Below are 18,767 nucleotides of genomic sequence, written 5' to 3'. Positions count from 1 at the left end.
GGATGAGGGATGGAGATCATCATAGGTGTTCTGCTTGTCGGGTTTCTCGGCCTGGTGGCCCTGATTTTGAAAACTTCGTCGGATGACGCCCAAAAAGGCAAAGCTGCCGAAGACGCCAAGGCGCGCCGGATAACAGATCTTGAATCCCAGCTTTTGCAGAAAGACGGCGAGTTGAAGAAGCTCATGGAGGACCGCCAGAAGCTTGAGGAAGAATTTTTCAAGGCCAAGGACGACGCAGAGATTTTTAGACGTGAAAATGCCGATCTTCAGCAGAAGGCCAAGCAATCGGACAAATTCAAGGAAGAGCTGGCGGTTTTCAAGGACGAGGTCAAGCAAAAAGACATGATCGCCCAGCAGGAGACGATTGCAAGGCAGAAGATGGAAGGCGAGCTTTCTTTGCGCGAGTCAGAGTTTGAAAAGGTCCAGAAGGAATTGGAAGTTGTTAAGGGCCAGCTCAAAACAAAGAGTGAGATGTTTGACGGCCTCAAGGGGCAGTATAATGAATTGGAGGCCGAGATCCAGAATCTGAGGATGGCCGGTTTGGAAAAGGCCAAGGGGCAGCCGGCACCTAAGACCGAACCACCCAAGCCCGAGCCTCCGAAAACCGAACCTCCTCAAGCCGATCCCCAAAAGATCGAATCCCCGAAAGCCGAGCCGCCCCAGGGAGAAGAAAAACTAAAGACTGAATCTCCAAGACCGGAGCCGCCAAGACCCGAGACGTATTTTAAGCTCGAGGTGCCGAAGCCCGAGGCGGCCAAATCTGAGCCGCCTAAAGCCGAGTCCCCAAAGCCTGAAGCGCCAAAGGTCGGGCCTCTGAAAACGGAACAAACCTCCCTCAGGGCTCCTGACCAGGTGCCGTCCAAAGCGAAAGACGAAACGATTGAGAAAAAATTCGGGATCGATACAGGGATTGAGAAGAAGGATTCCGGGCCGGAAGCTCTCAAGAGCGACGAGATCCCGGGTTTTCCTAAAAGCCAGCAGGTCAAATTGGATATCAAGAAGGGCGTTCCGGGCGATGTGGAATTTTTCAAGGCCGAAACCCCAAAAGCAGAAGAGGAGAAGCCGAAGACGCCGCCGGCCGATGAGCCTTTTAAGTTTACCCCGTTAGAGAAGCCGCCCGCCGGATCAAGAACTGAAGATGTTTCAACGTCGTCGGCGAAAGACAAAAGTTCTCCGGCGGGGTTCACCAACGCCAATAGGCCGGTCCCGCCTGCAGCGCCGCCAGCAGAAAAGAAGGAGGTGGCGGCTGCGCCTTCCGGCGAAAAGCCGGTGGAGAAAACTCCCGATGCGGCACGGGATAAACCCGCGGACGCCTCTCGTGACAAGCAAAAATCGAAAAGAGAGACTCTTATTCCTGGTTTTCAGCCCAAGGCCAAGGAAGACAAGCCAGAATAGACCGTCCTTTCCCGACCCCGGATTTCCCGGGAAATGTCCTCTTGGAAGAGCCGCAAGGATTTCGTATCCGGCTGTTTATCGCTGAAGGTCCCTTTAATGAAAACTAGCAAGATAGAGGATTTTAAATCCGTACTGAATCCAGCCCAATGGGACGCCGTCACGACGATGGAAGGCCCGCTGCTTGTCGTCGCAGGGGCCGGAACAGGAAAGACGAGGGTCATCGAATACCGCTGCCTTTACATGATAGAGAACGGCATTCTTCCGGAGCAGATCCTGTTGTTGACTTTCACGCGCAAGGCGGCGCGCGAAATGCTCGGCCGTGCCTCTTTGCACGATCCCCGGTGCCGCAAGATCGAAGGAGGGACATTCCATTCTTTCGCCTACCGGCTGATCCGGCAATATAAGAGCGTCCTGGGTTTGGGCGATATCATCTCATTTTTGGATGAAGCCGACAGCGCCGACCTCTTGCATCTTCTGGCCGCCAAGGCCGGTTTCCTTGAGGACAAGTCCCGCTTTCCGAAAAAAGACACGCTGCGGGCCGTCCTGAGCATGAGCACGAACCGCAACCAGCCGATCCGGGACGTCCTGGCCAAGGATTATCCGCATTTTGTGCCTTTGTCGGCCCCCCTGGAGGAACTGCGCAAGATGTATACGCAATTCAAGCTGGAGCGCAATCTTATCGATTATGACGACATGCTGATCTATCTCAAATTTTTGCTTGAGAACACCGCTATCAACGAGAAGGCCGCGGCGCATTTCCGGTATGTCATGGTCGACGAATTCCAGGACACCAATAAGATCCAGGCGGATATCGTTTATTCTCTTGGCGCCAGGCACAATAATTGCATGGCCGTGGGCGACGACACGCAGAGCATCTACAGTTTCCGGGGCGCTTATTATAAAAATATGTTCGAGTTCCCCAAGCGTTTTCCCGACACGAAGATCATCAAGCTGGAATACAACTATCGTTCCACACAGCCGATCCTGGATGTGGCCAATGCCGTCATCGAAGGGGAGAAACAGAAATATTCCAAGGTGCTTTTTACGACACAGCCGGGAGACGAGAAGCCCACCTTGTCCTATTTTAAGGACGCGTTCAGCGAGGCCGAATGGGTGGCGCATAAGATCAAGGAATACAGGGATGAAGGGGTGCCCCTGGGTTCCCTGGGGGTGCTCTACAGGTCGAACTACCTGTCGTTGCCGGTTCAGTTGGCCCTCTCCAAGCTTAATATCCCCTTTGCCGTCTTCGGAGGAATGAAGTTCATCGAGACAGCCCATGTCAAGGACGTGATGGCTTTTCTGAAAGCCCATCATAACCCCAAGGATGAGATATCGATCGCCAGGATCCTGATGCTCTTGGACGGGATCGGGCCGCGCACGGCCGAACGCGTCAAGGAGATCATCCTCGGCGCCGACACCCAGCGTCTGGAAGCCGACCTCGCGCTTGTCGTCAAGAGCGCGGAGGCCCGCAGGGAGCTGTTGAAGCTGGCGGAGCTCTTTCGTCTTCTGCCGGGCATTGAGACGATCGAGAAGAAAATCAAGAAAGTCATCCAGTTTTACACGCCTATCTTGAAGAAGAAATTCGACGATTACCCGGCGCGTCAGGAAGACTTGGAAGCGTTTGTTGAGATCTCCAGCGGTTATACGTCGCTTGAACAGTTTCTTGTTGATTTTGTCACGATCGAACCGCCGGAGCGCAGCGTTTTGGAAGCAGAGGGCAAAAAAGAAGACGAGCGTCCCGTCACCTTATCGACGGTCCACTCCGCCAAGGGTCTGGAGTGGGAGGTCGTCTTCGTGATCGCCCTGGTCGACGGCAGCATCCCAGTGTCTTATGCGCTTGACGACGAGGAGGCGATCGAGGAAGAGCGGCGGCTCCTTTATGTGGCGGTCACGCGCGCCAGAAAATATCTGCATTTTTCTCTGCATAACGAGGGCCGCAACGGCGGGATGAGCAGTTTTAACCGGCTGTCGCGTTTTGTCTCGGAGCCGAGGGTATTGGAGAAGATCCGGACCGATTATGCGTGGTATGAAGATGAGGGGTTCGCGCTTGATCAGACCGGAACGCGCCGGATGGATAAGGATGAACTTTATCGTAAACTGACGGATTACTTCGAGATGGACAATGGCAAAGATTATTTTTGATATCGAGACAGTAGGAGCGGAATTAGACGCGTTCGACAAGGGCACGCAGGAGTATCTGCTGAAATTCGCCAAGACAGACGAGGAAGAGCAGGAGGTCCGCGATTCCCTGAGTTTTTATCCTGTGACGGCGCAGATCGTGACGATCGCGATGCTGGAGCTTGAAACGGACAAGGCCTTTGTGTATTACCAGGTCCCCGGCAAGCAGCCTGAGCGGATCATGGAAGGAGAGGCGGAATATTTTTCCGTCCCCAATGAGAAACAGCTCCTGGAGCTCTTCTGGTCCCGTCTCTCGAAATATGATGCTTTCATCACGTTCAACGGCCGCGGTTTCGATTGTCCTTTCATCCTCGTGCGGTCCGCCATCAACCAACTGAAGGCCACGAAGAACCTGATGCCTGACCGTTACCGCTCCAACATGCATATCGACCTGATGGAGAAGCTGACGTTTTTAGGCGCTGTCCGCAGGCGCTTTAGCCTTCACGTCTGGTGTCATGCCTTCGGCATCAAGAGTCCCAAGGAAGACGGCGTGACCGGTCTTGATGTCAAGGCCTTGTTCCATGACGGCCGTCACGGCGACATTGCCCGTTATTGTCTCAGGGATGTCTTTGCGACGCGGGAATTATACCGTTTCTGGGACAAATACATGAATTTCCCCGCCTAACCCGCCGTCCCGTCCGAAAAAACTCGTCTTGTAAAATCCGGATGTTTTCGGTAATATAAAGAGATATGACATTCCAAAAACAGCGTATTTTTTCCATTAAAGAGTCTTATTTTAAGCCTTACGGCCGGATCATCGATTATCCTCGCCGGTCGGCTTCCGGCCGCCGTAATCTATTCAGGATTGTTGTGCGTCAGCCTCATACGGGCTGGAGAATCGCCTATCTTGTTGTGCGTGATAGAGTTATAGATAGACTGGAACAGCATCCGGGTTCCCTGGAAAGCTTTGAGCCGGTCAAGGGGCGCGCGCTTCTTTTTGTGGCCCGCAGGCGCAGAGTCGCGGATATCAGGTGTTTCCTTCTCGACAAGCCTGTTATTCTTAAAAAGGGCCTTTGGCACGGTGTCGTGGCCTTGGGAGAAGAAACGGACATCAAGATAACAGAAAACGCTTCTGTCAAGTGCGTGTATTGGAAGCCCGGCATAAGAATGGGTCGCATATGAATGAGGAAGCTTCCTACGAGTTGTATTTGAAAAAATCCGCCGAGCATCACGAAGCTTTGTGTAAACGCTGCGGCGCTTGTTGCGGGCTGTTTGAGAAAGACCCCTGCTCCGAGCTTGTGTGCGGCGAAGACGGCCGCTATTATTGCCGCATTTATGAGGACCGTTTTGGGCTGCGCCGGACGGTTCACGGCAACGAATTCCTTTGCGTTCCCGTGCGCAATGTCATCTCCGGTTCCTGGGCGGGTTCGTATCAGTGTGCATACAAGAGAGAATTGACGGGTTGGCGGGTTTACCCTGTTAAATGAGTCAACGAGTTAGAATCATGAGATCCTATACGGAATATCTCTGGTTTCAGACGAAGAACAGGCAGGAGTTTATCAATATCACGTCCGACGTCGGGGAGATCGTCGCCAAGAGCGGCGTCAAGGAAGGATTGTGCCTGGTGAACGCGATGCACATCACGGCGTCTGTTTTTATCAATGACGACGAATCAGGTCTGCATCGGGATTTCGGCCTTTGGCTGGAGAAGCTCGCCCCTTACGGCAAAGACAGGTATCAGCATAACTTGACCGGTGAAGACAACGCAGACGCGCATCTGAAGAGGACGGTCATGGGCCGGGAGGTCGTTGTGGCCGTCACCAAGGGCAAGCTTGACTTTGGCCCCTGGGAACAGATCTTTTACGGAGAATTCGACGGCCAAAGGAAAAAGAGGATCCTTGTGAAGGTCTTGGGGGAGTGAGGGCGGCGAGCATGGGAATGATGGGTGGAAACGGAGGCCGCGTGCAGAAGATCGAAGATTACCGGGGCGTGGCACAAGCCATCAGGAAGGCCGGAAGGATTGCGGTGTGCGTACATATGTTTCCTGACGGTGACGCCTTGGGATCGATGACAGGGTTGGCGCTGGCGCTCCAACGTCTCAAGAAAGACGTGACATTGTTTTCCCCGAGCGCATTGCCCGCGCGTTACCGTTTCCTGCCTCATTACAGTTCTATTCGTCTCAAGCCTGAGAACAGCTCGCCTTTCGATCTGGCTATTGCCCTTGATTGCGCTTCTTGGGTCCAGCTGGGAAAATTCCATGAGGACGTTTTTCTGAAGGCGAAGCAGGCGGTCGAGATCGATCATCATACCTTTCGCAAACCGTTCGCCAATTTAAAGATCATCGATAAGAAGGCTGCCGCTGTCGGCGAGATCGTCTACCGTCTCGTCCGCATGCTGGGGCTTTCGCCCGACAGGAAGATGGCGGTTTGCCTTCTGGTGTCCATTATCGTGGAGACGGGTTCTTTCAGGCTTCCGACCATTACGGCGGATACCTTCAGGATCTGTGCCGAGTTGATTTCCAGGGGGGTTAATTATTACCAGCTTGTGGAGAAGAGTTATTGGAGCCGTACGCGTCAGGAGGCGATGCTCCTGGGTATTTGTTTTTCGCGCGTCCGTTTTTATAATCGCGGCCGGCTGGCGGTGACCTATGTCAGGGCATCCGACCTCAAGCGGCTGAAGGCGAACGAAGAGGATGTCGATCCCATTGCCGATCAGATAAGGACGCTCAAGGACATCAAGGCGATCCTTTTGTTCCGGCAGATGTTCGACGGCCGGTGGCGTGTCAGTCTCAGGTCCAAGGGGCTCGTCAATGTCGGCCGGATCGCCGAGGAATTCGGCGGCGGCGGCCATCCGGACGTGGCCGGGTGTTTCATTGGCAGGCATGACATGAAACGGTTGATCGGCCGGACGCAAAAGGAACTTTGAAAGGCGGATTCATGGATAACCGTCAGTTGGAACTTATGGAGATCGTCACGCAGTGCTGCGATGTCAAGACGTTCCGTTTTTCCCTGGAAGAGGATGTCCCATATGAGCCGGGACAGTATCTGGTCTTGACGCTCACGATAGCCGGGCGTCCGGTCTCCAAGGCTTTTTCTATTTCGAGTTCTCCGACCGAAAAGGGGTTCATCCAGTTCACGAAGAAACTCAGCAATAGTCCTTTTTCCAGGGCCTTGGAGTCCCTGCAGGTGGGTCAAGCATGCGCTGTGCGGTTCCCTATGGGGAAATTTACATTTACCGGCCAGTATCCCAAGGCCGCATTTTTGATCGGCGGCATCGGTATCACGCCGGTGCGCAGTATTTTCAAATACGCGACGGATATGAAGTTGCCGTCGAGTCTCGTCCTTTTGTATTCCAGCCGCACGCCGGAGTATTTGATCTTCCGTAACGAGTTATCGGCGATGCAAAAGGAGAACGACCGTCTCAGGATCGTCTATACCCTGACGGAATGTTCCGAAAAGATCGAAGGGTGCTTTAAGGGCTATATTGATGACGATCTGGTGCGCCAGGAGATCCAGGATTATCCTGAAAGGATCTTCTATTCCTGCGGTCCGCCTGCCATGGTCGACGCCATGCGCAAGATGCTGATGAACAAGCTTGCCGTCCAGGAAGACAGGATCATCACAGAGGATTTCATAGGTTATTAGCGTGCCGCATCCGGTGCTGCCGCAGGCCGCACGTTATGAGCAGATTGAGAACATGTTTTCTTCTTTGCGCGTCCGCGAGTTTCGGATTTATTGGGTTTCGATGTTTGTTTCTTTGATCGGCAGCTGGGTGCAGACCATGGCCCAGAGCTGGCTGGTGTTCCGCCTGACGCACTCTGCTTTTCTGATGGGTTTGACGGGCTTCCTGAGTTATCTGCCTGTGTCTTTTTTTGCCCTGGCAGCGGGTGTCTATGTTGACCGCAGCGTTAAACGTAACCTCCTGTTGGTGACACAATCCTGTTTTACCATCCTGGCTCTGGTTCTTGCCTTTCTGGTGTGGACGGGGACCGTCAGGATCTGGCATGTCATCATGATGGCCACGATTAACGGTTTTATCCTGAGTTTCGATTCACCGACGAGACAGGCGATGGTCGTGGAGCTTGTGGGCCGTCAGCATTTGATGAATGCGATTGCCTTGAACTCGGCGGCCTTTAATTCCGCCCGCATCATCGGACCGGCTGTCGCGGGCCTCTTGATCGCCCTGATCGGCATGTCGGGATGTTTTTTCGCCAATGCCGTCAGCTATTTGCCTGTCCTGGCGGCGCTGGCGCTGATCAAGCCGCGTCCCGCCGCCGTGCGTAAAAACCAGGCGTCCGTTTTTTCGGATATCCGCGAATCCGTGCTTCTCGTCAGGCATAACCGGTTTCTGCTTTTTTTGCTGGCCCTGGTCGGCTTGGTCAGCACCTTCGGCGTATCCTATGTGGTCTTGATGCCGATCTTTGCGCAGGAAGTCCTCGGCTCCGGCGCCATGGGGTTGGCGATATTGATGTCTTCCAGCGGTGTCGGGGCGCTGATCGGTGTTTTAAACGTCGCCCGGCTGAAGAACGAACTCGCCAGATTTCGTCTGTTGCGCTTGTCTGTGATCGTGTTCTTTTTGTCGGCGATGGCCTTCTCCGTCTCCAGGAACATGTGGGCGTCTTGCATCCTTCTGGTATTGGCAGGGATTGGGATCTCCGGCGGCATGGCCCTGGTCAATTCGATGATCCAGCTTTCTATCCCCGATCACCACAGGGGCCGTATCATGGGATTGTTCATGATGATGTTCATGGGGTTTATTCCTTTCGGCAACCTCCTTTTTGGGTTGCTCGCTCAAGCGTTCGGCGTTCAGGAAGTCGTATTCTTTGCGGCCCTCGCGAGCATATTGGTCTATTGGCCTTTTTCGAGACGGTTCCTGTCGGACAGGCAGGCTTTTGAGGAAAGGGCGTATTCGTGAAGAATGACCTTGTCATAAACCTCTTTCGCGCCATGGCGGATTTTCTTGAAATCAAAGGGGAGAATCCGTTCCGTGTCAGGGCGTACCGTAAAGCCGCGGACAATATCGCGGCCCTGGAGGATGATATCGCCGGCCGCGTCCGGGAAGGCTCTTTGGAAAATATCCCCGGTATCGGCATGGATTTGGCTTCGAAGGTCAGGGAGATTTTAGCCACCGGGACGTTTGCCGAATACGAAAAGATCAAAGAAAGCGTTCCTCGGGGAGTCTTGGAGTTGATGCAGGTTCCGTCCATAGGCCCCAAGAAGGCGAAATTATTCTTTGATACGTTTAAGATCGCCTCTTTGGGGGATCTCGGACGCGCAGCACGCGACGGCAGGCTTTTGAAGCTGCCGGGGATCAGGCAAAAGACCGTCGACAATATTCTCAAGGGGATAGAGCTTTTGGAAAAGGGCAGGGAAGCGATGGATCTCTTGACGGCGAACGCGGCGGCTGTGTCTTTTATCTCTGCGCTCAAGAAACACAGGGAAGTGCAAGAGATCTCTGCGGCCGGATCGTTGCGGCGCATGAAAGATGCGGTGAGAGACGTGGACATCCTTATCGCGTCGAAAGAGCCTCAGGTCATCGCCGATGTTTTTGTAGGGCTTGCGCCTGTCAAAATGGTCCTGGCGCACGGAGCGACGAAGTGTGCCGTCGTGACCCAAGAAGGTGTGCAGGTGGACGCCAGGATCGTGCCTAAAGATGAGTTCGGCGCAGCCCTCTTGTATTTTACCGGTTCCAAAAGCCATAACATCAGGTTGAGGCAGCTGGCCATCAAGAAAGGCTGGAAGATCAACGAATACGGCATCTTTGACAAGAAAGGCAGGCGTCTGGCATCGGCGACAGAAGAAGAGATGTATCGAAAGCTCGGCCTGCCTTTTATTGCGCCGGAATTACGCGAGGACGCGGGCGAAGTGGAGGCGGCCATGGAGGATAGGCTCCCGCGCCTGGTCAAGCTCTCCGATATCCGCGGCGATTTCCATGCCCACACGAATTATTCGGACGGGAAAAACACGGTCCACGAGATGGCGAAGAAGGCGAAGTCTTTGGGATATGAATATCTCTGCCTGACAGACCACTCCGTCAGCTTGAGAGTGGCCCATGGCTTGGATGAGGCCAGATTGAAACAGAAGCGCCGTGAGATCGACCGTGTCAACCGGAGCCTGAAAGGTTTTCGTCTCCTATTCGGCAGCGAGGTCGAGATCGATGCAGAAGGGAATCTTGATTATCCGGACAGGGTCCTTTCGCAGTTCGATATCGTTATTGCGGCTATCCATTCGGGTTTCAAGCAGTCGCAAAGGCAGTTGACGCGGCGGATCGTCCGCGCGTGCGCCAACAAGCGCGTGCATATTGTGGCGCATCCGACAGGCAGGCTCTGGCCGGCGCGAGGGCCTTATGAGATCGATCTGGAAGAGGTTTTTCGCGCGGCGCGCGACACCGGTACCGCCCTCGAGATCAATGCCCATCCCTACAGGATGGATTTGTCCGACATCAACGCCCGGCATGCCGCCGAAAAAGGGGTGCGTCTGGCGGTCGGCACGGATTCCCACGACATATCGCACCTGGACTATATGGCTTACGGCGTGGGGTTGTGCCGCCGCGCCTGGCTTGCTAAAAACAATGTGCTCAACACGCTTGACCTTGAAGCGTTGTTGAAAGTGATTAAAAAATGAATCATAAAAATCATGAGAAACAATAAGAGAAATAAAATGATGTTTTTTTTATCGCGTGATATCCGTCGTTCCATTATTTTCTGTACTCTGTGCCTTGGGATGATGGGGTGCCAGAAGCCGTTATACCAGGAGACGCAATTTATCATGGGGACTTTTGTTGAGGTCAAGTCTCCCGACGTCCGTGCCTCGGCGATCGTGTTCGATGAATTCAAGAAGCTGGAAGCGGTCTTTAATCTTTTCGACCGCGACAGCGAATTGTCGCGGCTGAATGGCAGCCAGAGGGCCGTTGTTTCGGAGCCGTTATTTGACATCATTCAACGGGCCCAGGAATTTTACCGCCGCACGGACGGCGCCTTTGACGTCACGGTGGGGCCTGCAGCCATGCTTTGGAAGAAGGCCATCGCTTCGAAAACATTGCCCGCTCCCGAAGCTGTGGTACAGGCCTTGTCGCTCGCGGGTTCGGATTTCATTTATCTGGACGCAAAGACAAGAGAGGTTGTGCTGCTCAAGAGCGGCATGCGTATCGATCTCGGAGGGATCGCCAAAGGGTTTGCCCTGGATCGGGCTGTCAGGAAGCTCAAAGACGCGCGGATCGATTCTGCCTTGATCAACGCCGGAGGTAATGTCTATTGCCTGGGGAGGAATCGCCGTGCGCTGTGGCGCGTAGGCGTCCAGGATCCTTTCCATGAAGGGAAGGTCGTGGATGAACTCGCGTTGACCAACAAGGCGGCGGCCACCGCCGGTGACTATCAGCAATATGCCGAGATCAACGGCAGGAGATATTCGCACATCATCGATCCTAAAACAGGCTATCCTGTCCAGTCCGGGATTGTCTCGGCGACCGTCGTCACGCCCGATGCCACGGCTTCAGACGTATTGTCGACGGCGTGTGTCGTCCTGGGATTGGAAAAAAGCCGTAAGCTCCTGAGCCGGTTTGCGGACACAAAAGCCGTTTTGGTCGCAGCCGACGGGACGCTCTACAGAATATAATGTTTGAGGGGTCTGGGATACCGCAGCAAGGACGAAGGAGGACATCTTGAAGAAGCAACCGTCTGGGATCCATCATGTGCGTTGTTGGGAATTTTTTCATTGTTCGCCCGAGGCCAGAAAAGAGTGTTTGGTGGGGGAGGTGCAGGAATGGCGCTGTTGGCTGGTAGATATTCCTTGCTGCCGCATGGACCTTAAAACACCCTTGCCCTTGAGCGTCAAAAAGGTCATTTGTAAAACCTGCCCCTTTTATAAGGCATATTATAAAGACAGCGTGTGATATGAGGCGTCGTGATCTGTATGCGTTAGTGATGGGAGTGACGGCGGTTGTCCTATCGGTTTCGCCGGCCCTGGCGGTGTCCAAGAAGTCTTCAAAGAGTTCGGTGACGGCGCAAGGTGTTTATGCCGTAGACTATACAAATAGGAAAGTTCTTTACGCCAGGAATCATCGCAAGAAATTTTATCCGGCGAGCACCGTCAAGCTGCTGACGGCCCTGGTCGTTTTGGACAACAAGGGCCTTCGGGACCCCGTCGAGATTTCTTCCAAGGCCGCCAATGTCGAACCGACAAAGGCGGGATTGCGTCAGGGGGTCGTATACACGACGCAAGACCTCCTGAAAGTTCTTTTGGCGACGTCCGCCAATGACGCTGGCGTGGCGTTGGCGCAGGCGGTTGCCGGTTCGGAAAGCGGATTCGCCGGCCTCATGAACCGCAAGGCGAAGGCGCTCGGCATGAAAGATTCCCATTTCACCAATGCGACGGGTCTGCCGGACCGTTCCCAGGTGACGTCTGCCTACGATATGTCCATTCTGGTGCGCGCAGCTCTCAGCAGCCCGTTCATTAGAAATGTGATGGCCCAAAAGAGCGTAACGATCACGGGTTCCGACGGACGAAAGATCACGCGCGCCAACCACAATAAGCTCCTTTGGCGGCTCAGCAATCCGCGGGTACTGGGCAAGACAGGGTATACGCGCACGGCGGGACATTGCTATGCGGGGATCGCTTATTATGACGACAGGCGCGTGTCGCTCGTCATCCTGAAGAGCCGTAAGCCGTGGGCGGACATCTATGCGCTCCTGGGTATTCCTCGCCGCACAAAACATTGATCATATGCGCCGGCATGCGCCGTGGAAGGCGGGTCGTTTCATGCTCTACGTCATTATCGGCATCGTTTTTATTTTTTTATTTGTGCGCGCCCTGGAATTCCGTTCTTTATATGTTCCGTACAAGGATGTGTCGGTCAGTCCGTCGCAGATCGGCCTGGCCTTTGAGGATGTGATTTTGGTCGCCCCCGACGGCCCGAGATTGTCGTGCTGGTATGTTCCGGGCGTCCAGGAGAGGATCGTCTATTTTTTGCACGGCAACGGCGGCAATATCAGCCACAGGTTGGAGAAGATACGTTTTTTCCATGATCTGGGTTATCCCGTTTTCATCCTGGACTACAGGGGGTATGGAAAGAGCACGGGCCTGCCGTCTGAAAAAGGTCTTTATACGGATGCCCGGGCGGGCTATGATTATTTGACGAAAATCAGGCGGTTCCGTCCGGAGAGCATTGTTCTCTACGGTGAATCCCTGGGCGCTGCTGTGGCCGTAGAACTGGCCAGCCGCCTGCCGACCGGGCCTTTGATCCTCGACGGGCCGTTTACATCCGTTACAGAGATGAGTAAGCGCATCTATCCGTTCTTGCCGTCATTTTTATTGGCGTCCAAATACGATGCGGTAAACAAGATGGCTGCCGTGAAAGGGCCGGTGATGTTCATCCACAGCCGCAACGATGAGATCGTCCCTTTTGAAATGGGCCAGGTGCTTTATGACGGTTATGGCGGCAAAAAGATCTTTGTGGCGACGGCCGGCGGCCACAATGAACATTTTGCGATCCACCAGGAGAGGCTCAAGGATGACGTGAAGCGTTTTTTGTCCGAGGACTGGAGCCCAACGGGCTCAGCCTGGCCTCAAGGCCAAGGGCAGGCCCGTGGTCCTTTTTGATTCGCCCGCGGGGCGACGTCCCGCTCCGCCATGGTTTTGTCTGCAAGACAAAACCAATCCATGGGCCCAGCCTCGCCCGCCCAAGCGGGCAGGGAATTCTGGCAAATGGGATTCACGAATCCGGATTTGAGACTACAAACTAAAAACCATGAGCGGCAAACTTACTGTTCAGGATATCCAAGGTTTCAAGGGCAGGCGGAAGATAACGATGCTGACGGCATACGATTATCCGATGGCCCATGCCATTGAATCCGCCGGTATCGACATGATCCTTGTCGGCGATTCCGTTGCCAACGTGGTCTTGGGTCTTGAGTCCACCAAAGACATGACCATGGACCAGATGATCTATCATGCCTGCGCGGTCAGACGGGGAGCGCCGCATACGTTTGTGATCGGAGATATGCCTTTTGAGGCATATCAAAAAGATGCCGCCAGGAGTGCGGGGAACGCGGCGCGTTTCGTCCATGAAGCCGGCTGTGACGCCGTCAAGCTTGAGTGGTTTGACTGCGCTCTTGAGGCCGCAGAATCGGTGATCCGGTCAGGGATCCCTGTCATGGGGCATGTGGGTTTGACGCCGCAGACCGCCGACAAGCTGGGCGGTTTCAAGGTGCAGGGTAAGGATGCTTCAGCGGCGCGCGCCCTCATCCGTCAGGCCCTGGATTTTGAAAAAGTTGGATGTTTTGCCGTTCTTTTGGAATGCGTCCCCGATCGGGTGGCGCGCCTGGTCACGGAAACCCTTTCGGTGCCGACCATCGGCATCGGCGCAGGTCCCTCTTGCGACGGTCAAGTCCTCGTGACGCACGACATGCTTGGTCTCTTTGAGCGCTACAAGCCGAGGTTCGTCAAGGCGTATGCCCGGATGAACCAGGACATGATCAAGGCCTTTGAGGTCTTTAAGGATGAAGTCCGGGATGGGAAATTCCCGGCTGACGAGCATATTTTCAAGATCAAAGAGGAAGAATTTAAGAATATTCGCCGCGCAGAAGATGACGGAGGCGCTTAGAAGACATATATGAGCCTTTCAAGGGCTTCTTTGTGTGAAATTTTATTCTCGCGCGGACTGTTTTAACTTGACACGGCCTTGTTTTTAGAGTAAAAATAGTATCTTCCTGACTGCCGCCGTTGTAGGCAGGCGTGCCGCAAGGCATGAAAGCCCCAAAGACGCACCTCTTTTTAAATACGTTTATTCCATGGCAGATGCATCCTTAATGGACAAGATTGTTTCTCTCTCTAAGCGCAGAGGGTTTATCTTTCAGAGCTCGGAGATCTACGGCGGCCTGGCGAATACCTGGGATTACGGCCCTTTCGGGGTCGAGCTCAAGAATAATCTCAAGCGTGCCTGGTGGACGTCGAACGTTCACCAGCGAGACGACATTTACGGGATGGATGCCGCCATCCTCATGAACCCGAAAACGTGGGAAGCCTCCGGACATCTTCAGAGCTTTGCCGATCCCTTTGTGAAGTGCCCTGCCTGTTCCAACTTTTTCAAGTTTGATAAGATCTGGGATGAAATTTGGAACAGCGATTGGTGTCGCTCTCTCGTGGAGACCATGGAAGGAGCGAAAGATACGGCCGTCCTGATCAAATGGGCCAAGTCAAAAGGCAAAGACCTGGCCCCCAACCTGAGCCTGGTCAAAGAGCCTGCCGTTACGATTTCCTGGATTGCGGAATTGCATCATAAGTTTGCCGGCGTAAATCTGGATTTCAAGAATTTTATGGGACGCATCGCGGCTTCCGCCGACGGGGTTTCCAGGATTCCCTGTCCGTCGTGCGGAGGAATCCTTCCTGAAAATTCCATGCCGGCGAATCTCATGTTGGAGACATATTTTGGTCCCGTCAGGGAGACGGCCCAGAAAGTATACTTCCGGCCCGAGACCGCCCAGGGGATGTTTGTGAATTTTACCAATATCCTGGATTCCCGCCATCCGAAGCTTCCGTTTGGCCTAGCCCAGATCGGCAAGTCCTTCCGCAACGAAATCACCCCTGGGAATTTTATTTTCAGGACCAGGGAGTTCGAACAGATGGAGATCGAGTACTTTGTCCGTCCGGAAGAATCCGATGCGAAGCTCAAAGAGTGGATCGAGGCGCGCTACCAGTGGTACATCGATCTGGGGATCAACAAAGACAATTTACGGATACGGCCGCACGACAAAGGCGAACTGGCTCATTACGCCAAGGCGTGTTCGGACATCGAATACGAGTTTCCGTTCGGCTGGTCGGAGCTTGAGGGCGTTGCCAATCGTGCTGATTTTGATTTAAAACAGCACGCCTCGTTCAGCGGTAAAGATATGACGTATTATGACGATGCCAGCAAACAGCGTTTTTATCCCTATATCATCGAGCCTTCCGGAGGAGTGGACCGCAGTATCCTGGCCTTCCTGGTGGATGCTTATCACGAAGATATCGTCAGAGACGAGAAACGTGTTGTATTGAGGTTTTCCAAGGCTTTGGCGCCGGTCAAGGTGGCCGTGTTGCCGTTATTGCGCAACAGGCCTGAGATCGTGGGGTTGGCAAAAGAATTGAGCCATGACCTCAAGAAAGATATGGTGGCGGTCTACGACGACACGGGGGCCATTGGTAAACTCTATCGCCGGCAGGACGAGGTGGGCACGCTTTATTGCGTGACGGTCGATGTGCAATCTCTGGAAGACAAAAAGGTCACCGTGCGCGACCGCGATACGATGCAACAGGAGCGCGTCGAGATTTCGCAACTCAAAACATATTTGCTGGAGAGATTAAAATAATAGCCCCGCATGTGCGTATGGGGAATCGGTTCCACGCGCGTGGCGCATTCGAAAGGAGCGGTAAGGCAGATGAGCAAGAAGAACGTGTATTTTTTTGGAGGCGGCAAGGCAGACGGAAATGAAAGCATGAAGAACCTGCTGGGCGGCAAAGGCGCCAACCTGGCGGAGATGGCGGGTCATCCGTCGCTGAGATTGCCCGTGCCTCCCGGTTTTACGATCACGACCGAAGTTTGTACCTATTATTACCAGAACAAGAAAAAATATCCCGCAGGGCTGAAAGAAGAGGTGGCCAAGGCTTTGAAAAAGGTCGAGGCGATCATGGGCAAGTCTTTCGGCGACCCTTCGGATCCCCTGTTGGTCTCCGTGCGTTCCGGCGCTAGGAAGTCGATGCCGGGCATGATGGAGACGGTCTTAAACGTTGGCTTGACCGAAAAGACGATCCCAGGTTTAATCAAGCAATCCGGCGGCAATCAGCGTTTTGTCTACGATGCTTACCGCAGGTTGATGATGATGTATTCCGACGTCGTCATGGAAAAGGCGGCGGGCATCGAACCCAAGGATGAGATGGGGATCCGCCGGCAACTGGAACGTATCATGGACGCCCGCAAAAAAGAGAGAGGCGTCAAGAACGATGTCGACCTGAACGTCGAGGATCTGAAATATCTTTGCGCGGAATTTAAGAAGAAGATCAGAGAGGTCCTGGGACAGGAGTTTCCCGACGACCCCATGGCCCAGTTGTGGGGCGGTATCGGCGCCGTCTTCTCTTCATGGAACGGCAAGCGTGCGGTCGCTTACAGGAACATCGAGCATATCCCGCATGAATGGGGAACGGCCGTCAACGTCCAGACTATGGTTTTCGGGAATATGGGCAATGATTCGGCGACAGGCGTAGCCTTCACGCGCAATCCCGGCAACGGTGATGCGGCATTTTACGGGGAGTATCTGGTCAACGCGCAGGGCGAGGATGTCGTCGCAGGTATCCGGACGCCGGCGCCCATCAACCAGTATTCGCAGAGTGAGCATAACAAAGACCTGGAGACCCTGGAGCGTAAAATGCCCAAGGTCTATAAGGAGCTTTTCGATATTCAGAAACGCCTGGAGAAACATTACCATGATATGCAGGATATCGAGTTCACGATCGAGAAGGGCAGATTGTTTATGCTTCAGTGCCGTATCGGCAAGAGAAACGGTCCGGCTGCCGTCAAGATCGCGACCGACATGGTGAAAGAGAAGCTTATCGATAAGACGACGGCAGTCAGCCGTGTGACGCCGGAGCAGCTGGATGAGCTCTTGCATCCGATCATCAATCCTGCCGAAGAAAAGGCGAACAAGCCCATGGCCAAAGGGCTTCCAGCCGGGCCTGGCGCCGCTTGCGGCATGATCGTTTTCACGTCGGCAGACGCGATCCGTTTGTCCAAAGAAGGCAAGAAGGTCATTCTTGTGCGTGAAGAGACGAATCCCGAGGATATCGACGGGATGCGCGCCGCAGAAGCCATCCTGACGGCCAGAGGGGGCATGACGTCCCACGCGGCCCTTGTGGCCCGCGGTTGGGGCAAGTGCTGCGTCGTGGGTTGCTCCGCCTTGGAGATCGACCTGTCGAAAAAAGAGGTGGAGATTGAAGGCGCAGGGGCCCTGCACGAAGGCGAATGGATCACGCTTAACGGCACCAAGGGGCTTGTCTACAAGGGACAGCTGAAGATGATGGATGCCTCGTCCGAAAACGAGATCCTTAATGAATTCCTGAAGATCTGCGACGGCATCCGGACGTTGAATATCCGCACCAATGCCGATACGCCCGAGGACGCCAGGAAAGCCAGGCAGTTTGGGGCCGAGGGCATCGGGTTGTTCAGGACGGAACATATGTTTTACGGCAAGGGTTCCGAAGAACCTCTTTTCAAGCTGCGCAAGATGATCATGTCGTCAAGTCTGGAGGAGAGGCAGAAGGCTGTCGGCGAGCTTTTTGGGCACGTCAAGAGCGACATCAAGGCGACGCTGGAGGCGATGGAAGGCCTGCCGGTGACGATCCGCCTTTTGGATCCTCCGTTGCATGAATTCGTCCCGCATCAACAGCAGGCGCGTGAAACACTGGCCGGCAGCTTGAATATTTCCATGGAAGAGCTGGAGAAGAGGTCGGACAGTCTGGCAGAATCCAATCCGATGATGGGACATCGCGGTGTCCGCCTGGGGGTTACTTATCCAGAAGTGAGCGAAATGCAATTTCGCGCTATCCTGGAAGCGGCGGCCGAGCTCCTGAAAGCAGGCAAGAAGGTCTTTCCGGAGATTATGATCCCCGTTGTCTGCACCGTCAAGGAATTGACGGACCAGTTGGATATCGCCAAGAAAGTCTATGCGGAAGTATTGAACAAGTTCGGTTTGAAGAAGATCGACCATATGTTCGGCACGATGATCGAGATCCCGCGCGCCGCGCTCGTGGCCGACAAGATCGCCGAGGTCGCTTCGTTCTTCTCCTTCGGGACCAATGACCTGACGCAGATGACCTTCGGGTTTTCGCGCGACGACATTGGAGCATTTCTGCCGGAGTATCTTAAGAAGGGGATTCTGGCAGATGATCCGTTCCAGACGATCGACCAGGAAGGCGTCGGTGAGCTGATTGCGACCGGAATCAACCGTGGCCGCAAGACGAACAAAAAGCTCAAAGTCGGCATCTGCGGCGAACACGGCGGCGATCCGCGCTCGATCGGCTTCTGTTACCGCGCAGGGATGAACTACGTCTCGTGCTCGCCGTTCCGCGTGCCGATCGCGCGTCTGGCGGCGGCCCGGGCGGTGCTCGCGAACAAGACAGCCAAAAAGGGAAAAAAGAAATAGATAACTATCAAAGAGTCAGGGTATCAGAGTGTTAAAGAATGCAAAAGAATTCTGCACTATGACACTTTGATACCTTGACTCTCTGACA

The 18,767-nt window shown here is 54.2% G+C and carries 17 protein-coding genes; all 17 read left to right on the top strand.

Going from position 1 to position 18,767, the window contains the following annotated elements; genetic code table 11:
* The first annotated feature begins 9 nt into the window (after positions 1 to 9).
* Positions 10 to 1,395 carry a hypothetical protein gene (locus BU251_RS04585; RefSeq protein ID WP_128699718.1) on the top strand — a complete coding sequence of 462 codons (1,386 nt, stop codon included), beginning with the start codon at positions 10 to 12 and terminating at the stop codon, positions 1,393 to 1,395.
* Positions 1,396 to 1,491: 96 nt separating this feature from the next.
* Positions 1,492 to 3,537 carry an ATP-dependent helicase gene (locus tag BU251_RS04580; protein ID WP_164908868.1) on the top strand — a complete coding sequence of 682 codons (2,046 nt, stop codon included), beginning with the start codon at positions 1,492 to 1,494 and terminating at the stop codon, positions 3,535 to 3,537.
* Entirely contained in the window at positions 3,518 to 4,198 is a 681-nt protein-coding gene (locus BU251_RS04575; protein WP_128699716.1) for a ribonuclease H-like domain-containing protein, read from the top strand. Before BU251_RS04580 ends, BU251_RS04575 begins: the two co-directional genes overlap by 20 nt.
* Before the next feature lie 65 nt (positions 4,199 to 4,263).
* The gene (locus BU251_RS04570; protein WP_128699715.1) at positions 4,264 to 4,695 is read left to right on the top strand and encodes a hypothetical protein; all 432 of its coding nucleotides are present in this window, start codon (positions 4,264 to 4,266) and stop codon (positions 4,693 to 4,695) included.
* A complete protein-coding gene (locus BU251_RS04565) occupies positions 4,692 to 5,000 on the top strand; it encodes a hypothetical protein (RefSeq protein WP_128699714.1) in 309 nt (102 codons plus the stop codon). The genes BU251_RS04570 and BU251_RS04565 overlap by 4 nt, the downstream gene beginning before the upstream one ends.
* Before the next feature lie 17 nt (positions 5,001 to 5,017).
* Entirely contained in the window at positions 5,018 to 5,434 is a 417-nt protein-coding gene (locus BU251_RS04560; RefSeq protein ID WP_128699713.1) for a secondary thiamine-phosphate synthase enzyme YjbQ, read from the top strand.
* Between the two features lie 11 nt (positions 5,435 to 5,445).
* Complete coding sequence (locus BU251_RS04555; protein ID WP_128699712.1) at positions 5,446 to 6,438, top strand: DHH family phosphoesterase; 993 nt, start codon at positions 5,446 to 5,448, stop codon at positions 6,436 to 6,438.
* Between the two features lie 11 nt (positions 6,439 to 6,449).
* On the top strand, positions 6,450 to 7,157 hold the full coding sequence (locus tag BU251_RS04550; RefSeq protein WP_128699711.1) for a ferredoxin--NADP reductase: 708 nt from the start codon (positions 6,450 to 6,452) through the stop codon (positions 7,155 to 7,157).
* A 1-nt stretch (position 7,158) separates the two neighbouring features.
* Positions 7,159 to 8,427 carry an MFS transporter gene (locus BU251_RS04545; RefSeq protein ID WP_128699710.1) on the top strand — a complete coding sequence of 423 codons (1,269 nt, stop codon included), beginning with the start codon at positions 7,159 to 7,161 and terminating at the stop codon, positions 8,425 to 8,427.
* Complete coding sequence (gene polX, locus BU251_RS04540; RefSeq protein ID WP_128699709.1) at positions 8,424 to 10,136, top strand: DNA polymerase/3'-5' exonuclease PolX; 1,713 nt, start codon at positions 8,424 to 8,426, stop codon at positions 10,134 to 10,136. The genes BU251_RS04545 and polX overlap by 4 nt, the downstream gene beginning before the upstream one ends.
* Positions 10,137 to 10,172: 36 nt before the next feature.
* Positions 10,173 to 11,126, top strand: a complete 954-nt coding sequence (locus tag BU251_RS04535; protein WP_164908867.1) for an FAD:protein FMN transferase — start codon at positions 10,173 to 10,175, stop codon at positions 11,124 to 11,126.
* 46 nt (positions 11,127 to 11,172) lie between these two features.
* Entirely contained in the window at positions 11,173 to 11,403 is a 231-nt protein-coding gene (locus BU251_RS04530) for a hypothetical protein (RefSeq protein ID WP_128699707.1), read from the top strand.
* Between the two features lies 1 nt (position 11,404).
* Complete coding sequence (locus tag BU251_RS04525; RefSeq protein ID WP_128699706.1) at positions 11,405 to 12,229, top strand: D-alanyl-D-alanine carboxypeptidase family protein; 825 nt, start codon at positions 11,405 to 11,407, stop codon at positions 12,227 to 12,229.
* Positions 12,192 to 13,109: an alpha/beta hydrolase gene (locus tag BU251_RS04520; RefSeq protein WP_128699705.1), complete on the top strand. Its 918-nt coding sequence runs from the start codon at positions 12,192 to 12,194 to the stop codon at positions 13,107 to 13,109. Before BU251_RS04525 ends, BU251_RS04520 begins: the two co-directional genes overlap by 38 nt.
* Positions 13,110 to 13,317: 208 nt before the next feature.
* Complete coding sequence (gene panB, locus BU251_RS04515) at positions 13,318 to 14,112, top strand: 3-methyl-2-oxobutanoate hydroxymethyltransferase (RefSeq protein WP_228767773.1); 795 nt, start codon at positions 13,318 to 13,320, stop codon at positions 14,110 to 14,112.
* Positions 14,113 to 14,317: 205 nt separating this feature from the next.
* Complete coding sequence (locus BU251_RS04510; RefSeq protein ID WP_228767772.1) at positions 14,318 to 15,853, top strand: glycine--tRNA ligase; 1,536 nt, start codon at positions 14,318 to 14,320, stop codon at positions 15,851 to 15,853.
* Positions 15,854 to 15,922: 69 nt separating this feature from the next.
* Positions 15,923 to 18,679 (top strand): pyruvate, phosphate dikinase, encoded by a 2,757-nt coding sequence (gene ppdK, locus BU251_RS04505; protein WP_128699702.1) that lies wholly within the window; start codon positions 15,923 to 15,925, stop codon positions 18,677 to 18,679.
* The last annotated feature ends 88 nt before the right edge of the window (positions 18,680 to 18,767 follow it).

Origin of the sequence: Candidatus Velamenicoccus archaeovorus (assembly GCF_004102945.1) — a bacterium.
In the GTDB taxonomy this organism is placed as follows: Bacteria; Omnitrophota; Gorgyraeia; order Velamenicoccales; family Velamenicoccaceae; genus Velamenicoccus; species Velamenicoccus archaeovorus.
Note: the sequence above shows the minus strand (reverse complement) of the source record. Positions and strands in the feature narration are given on the sequence as shown.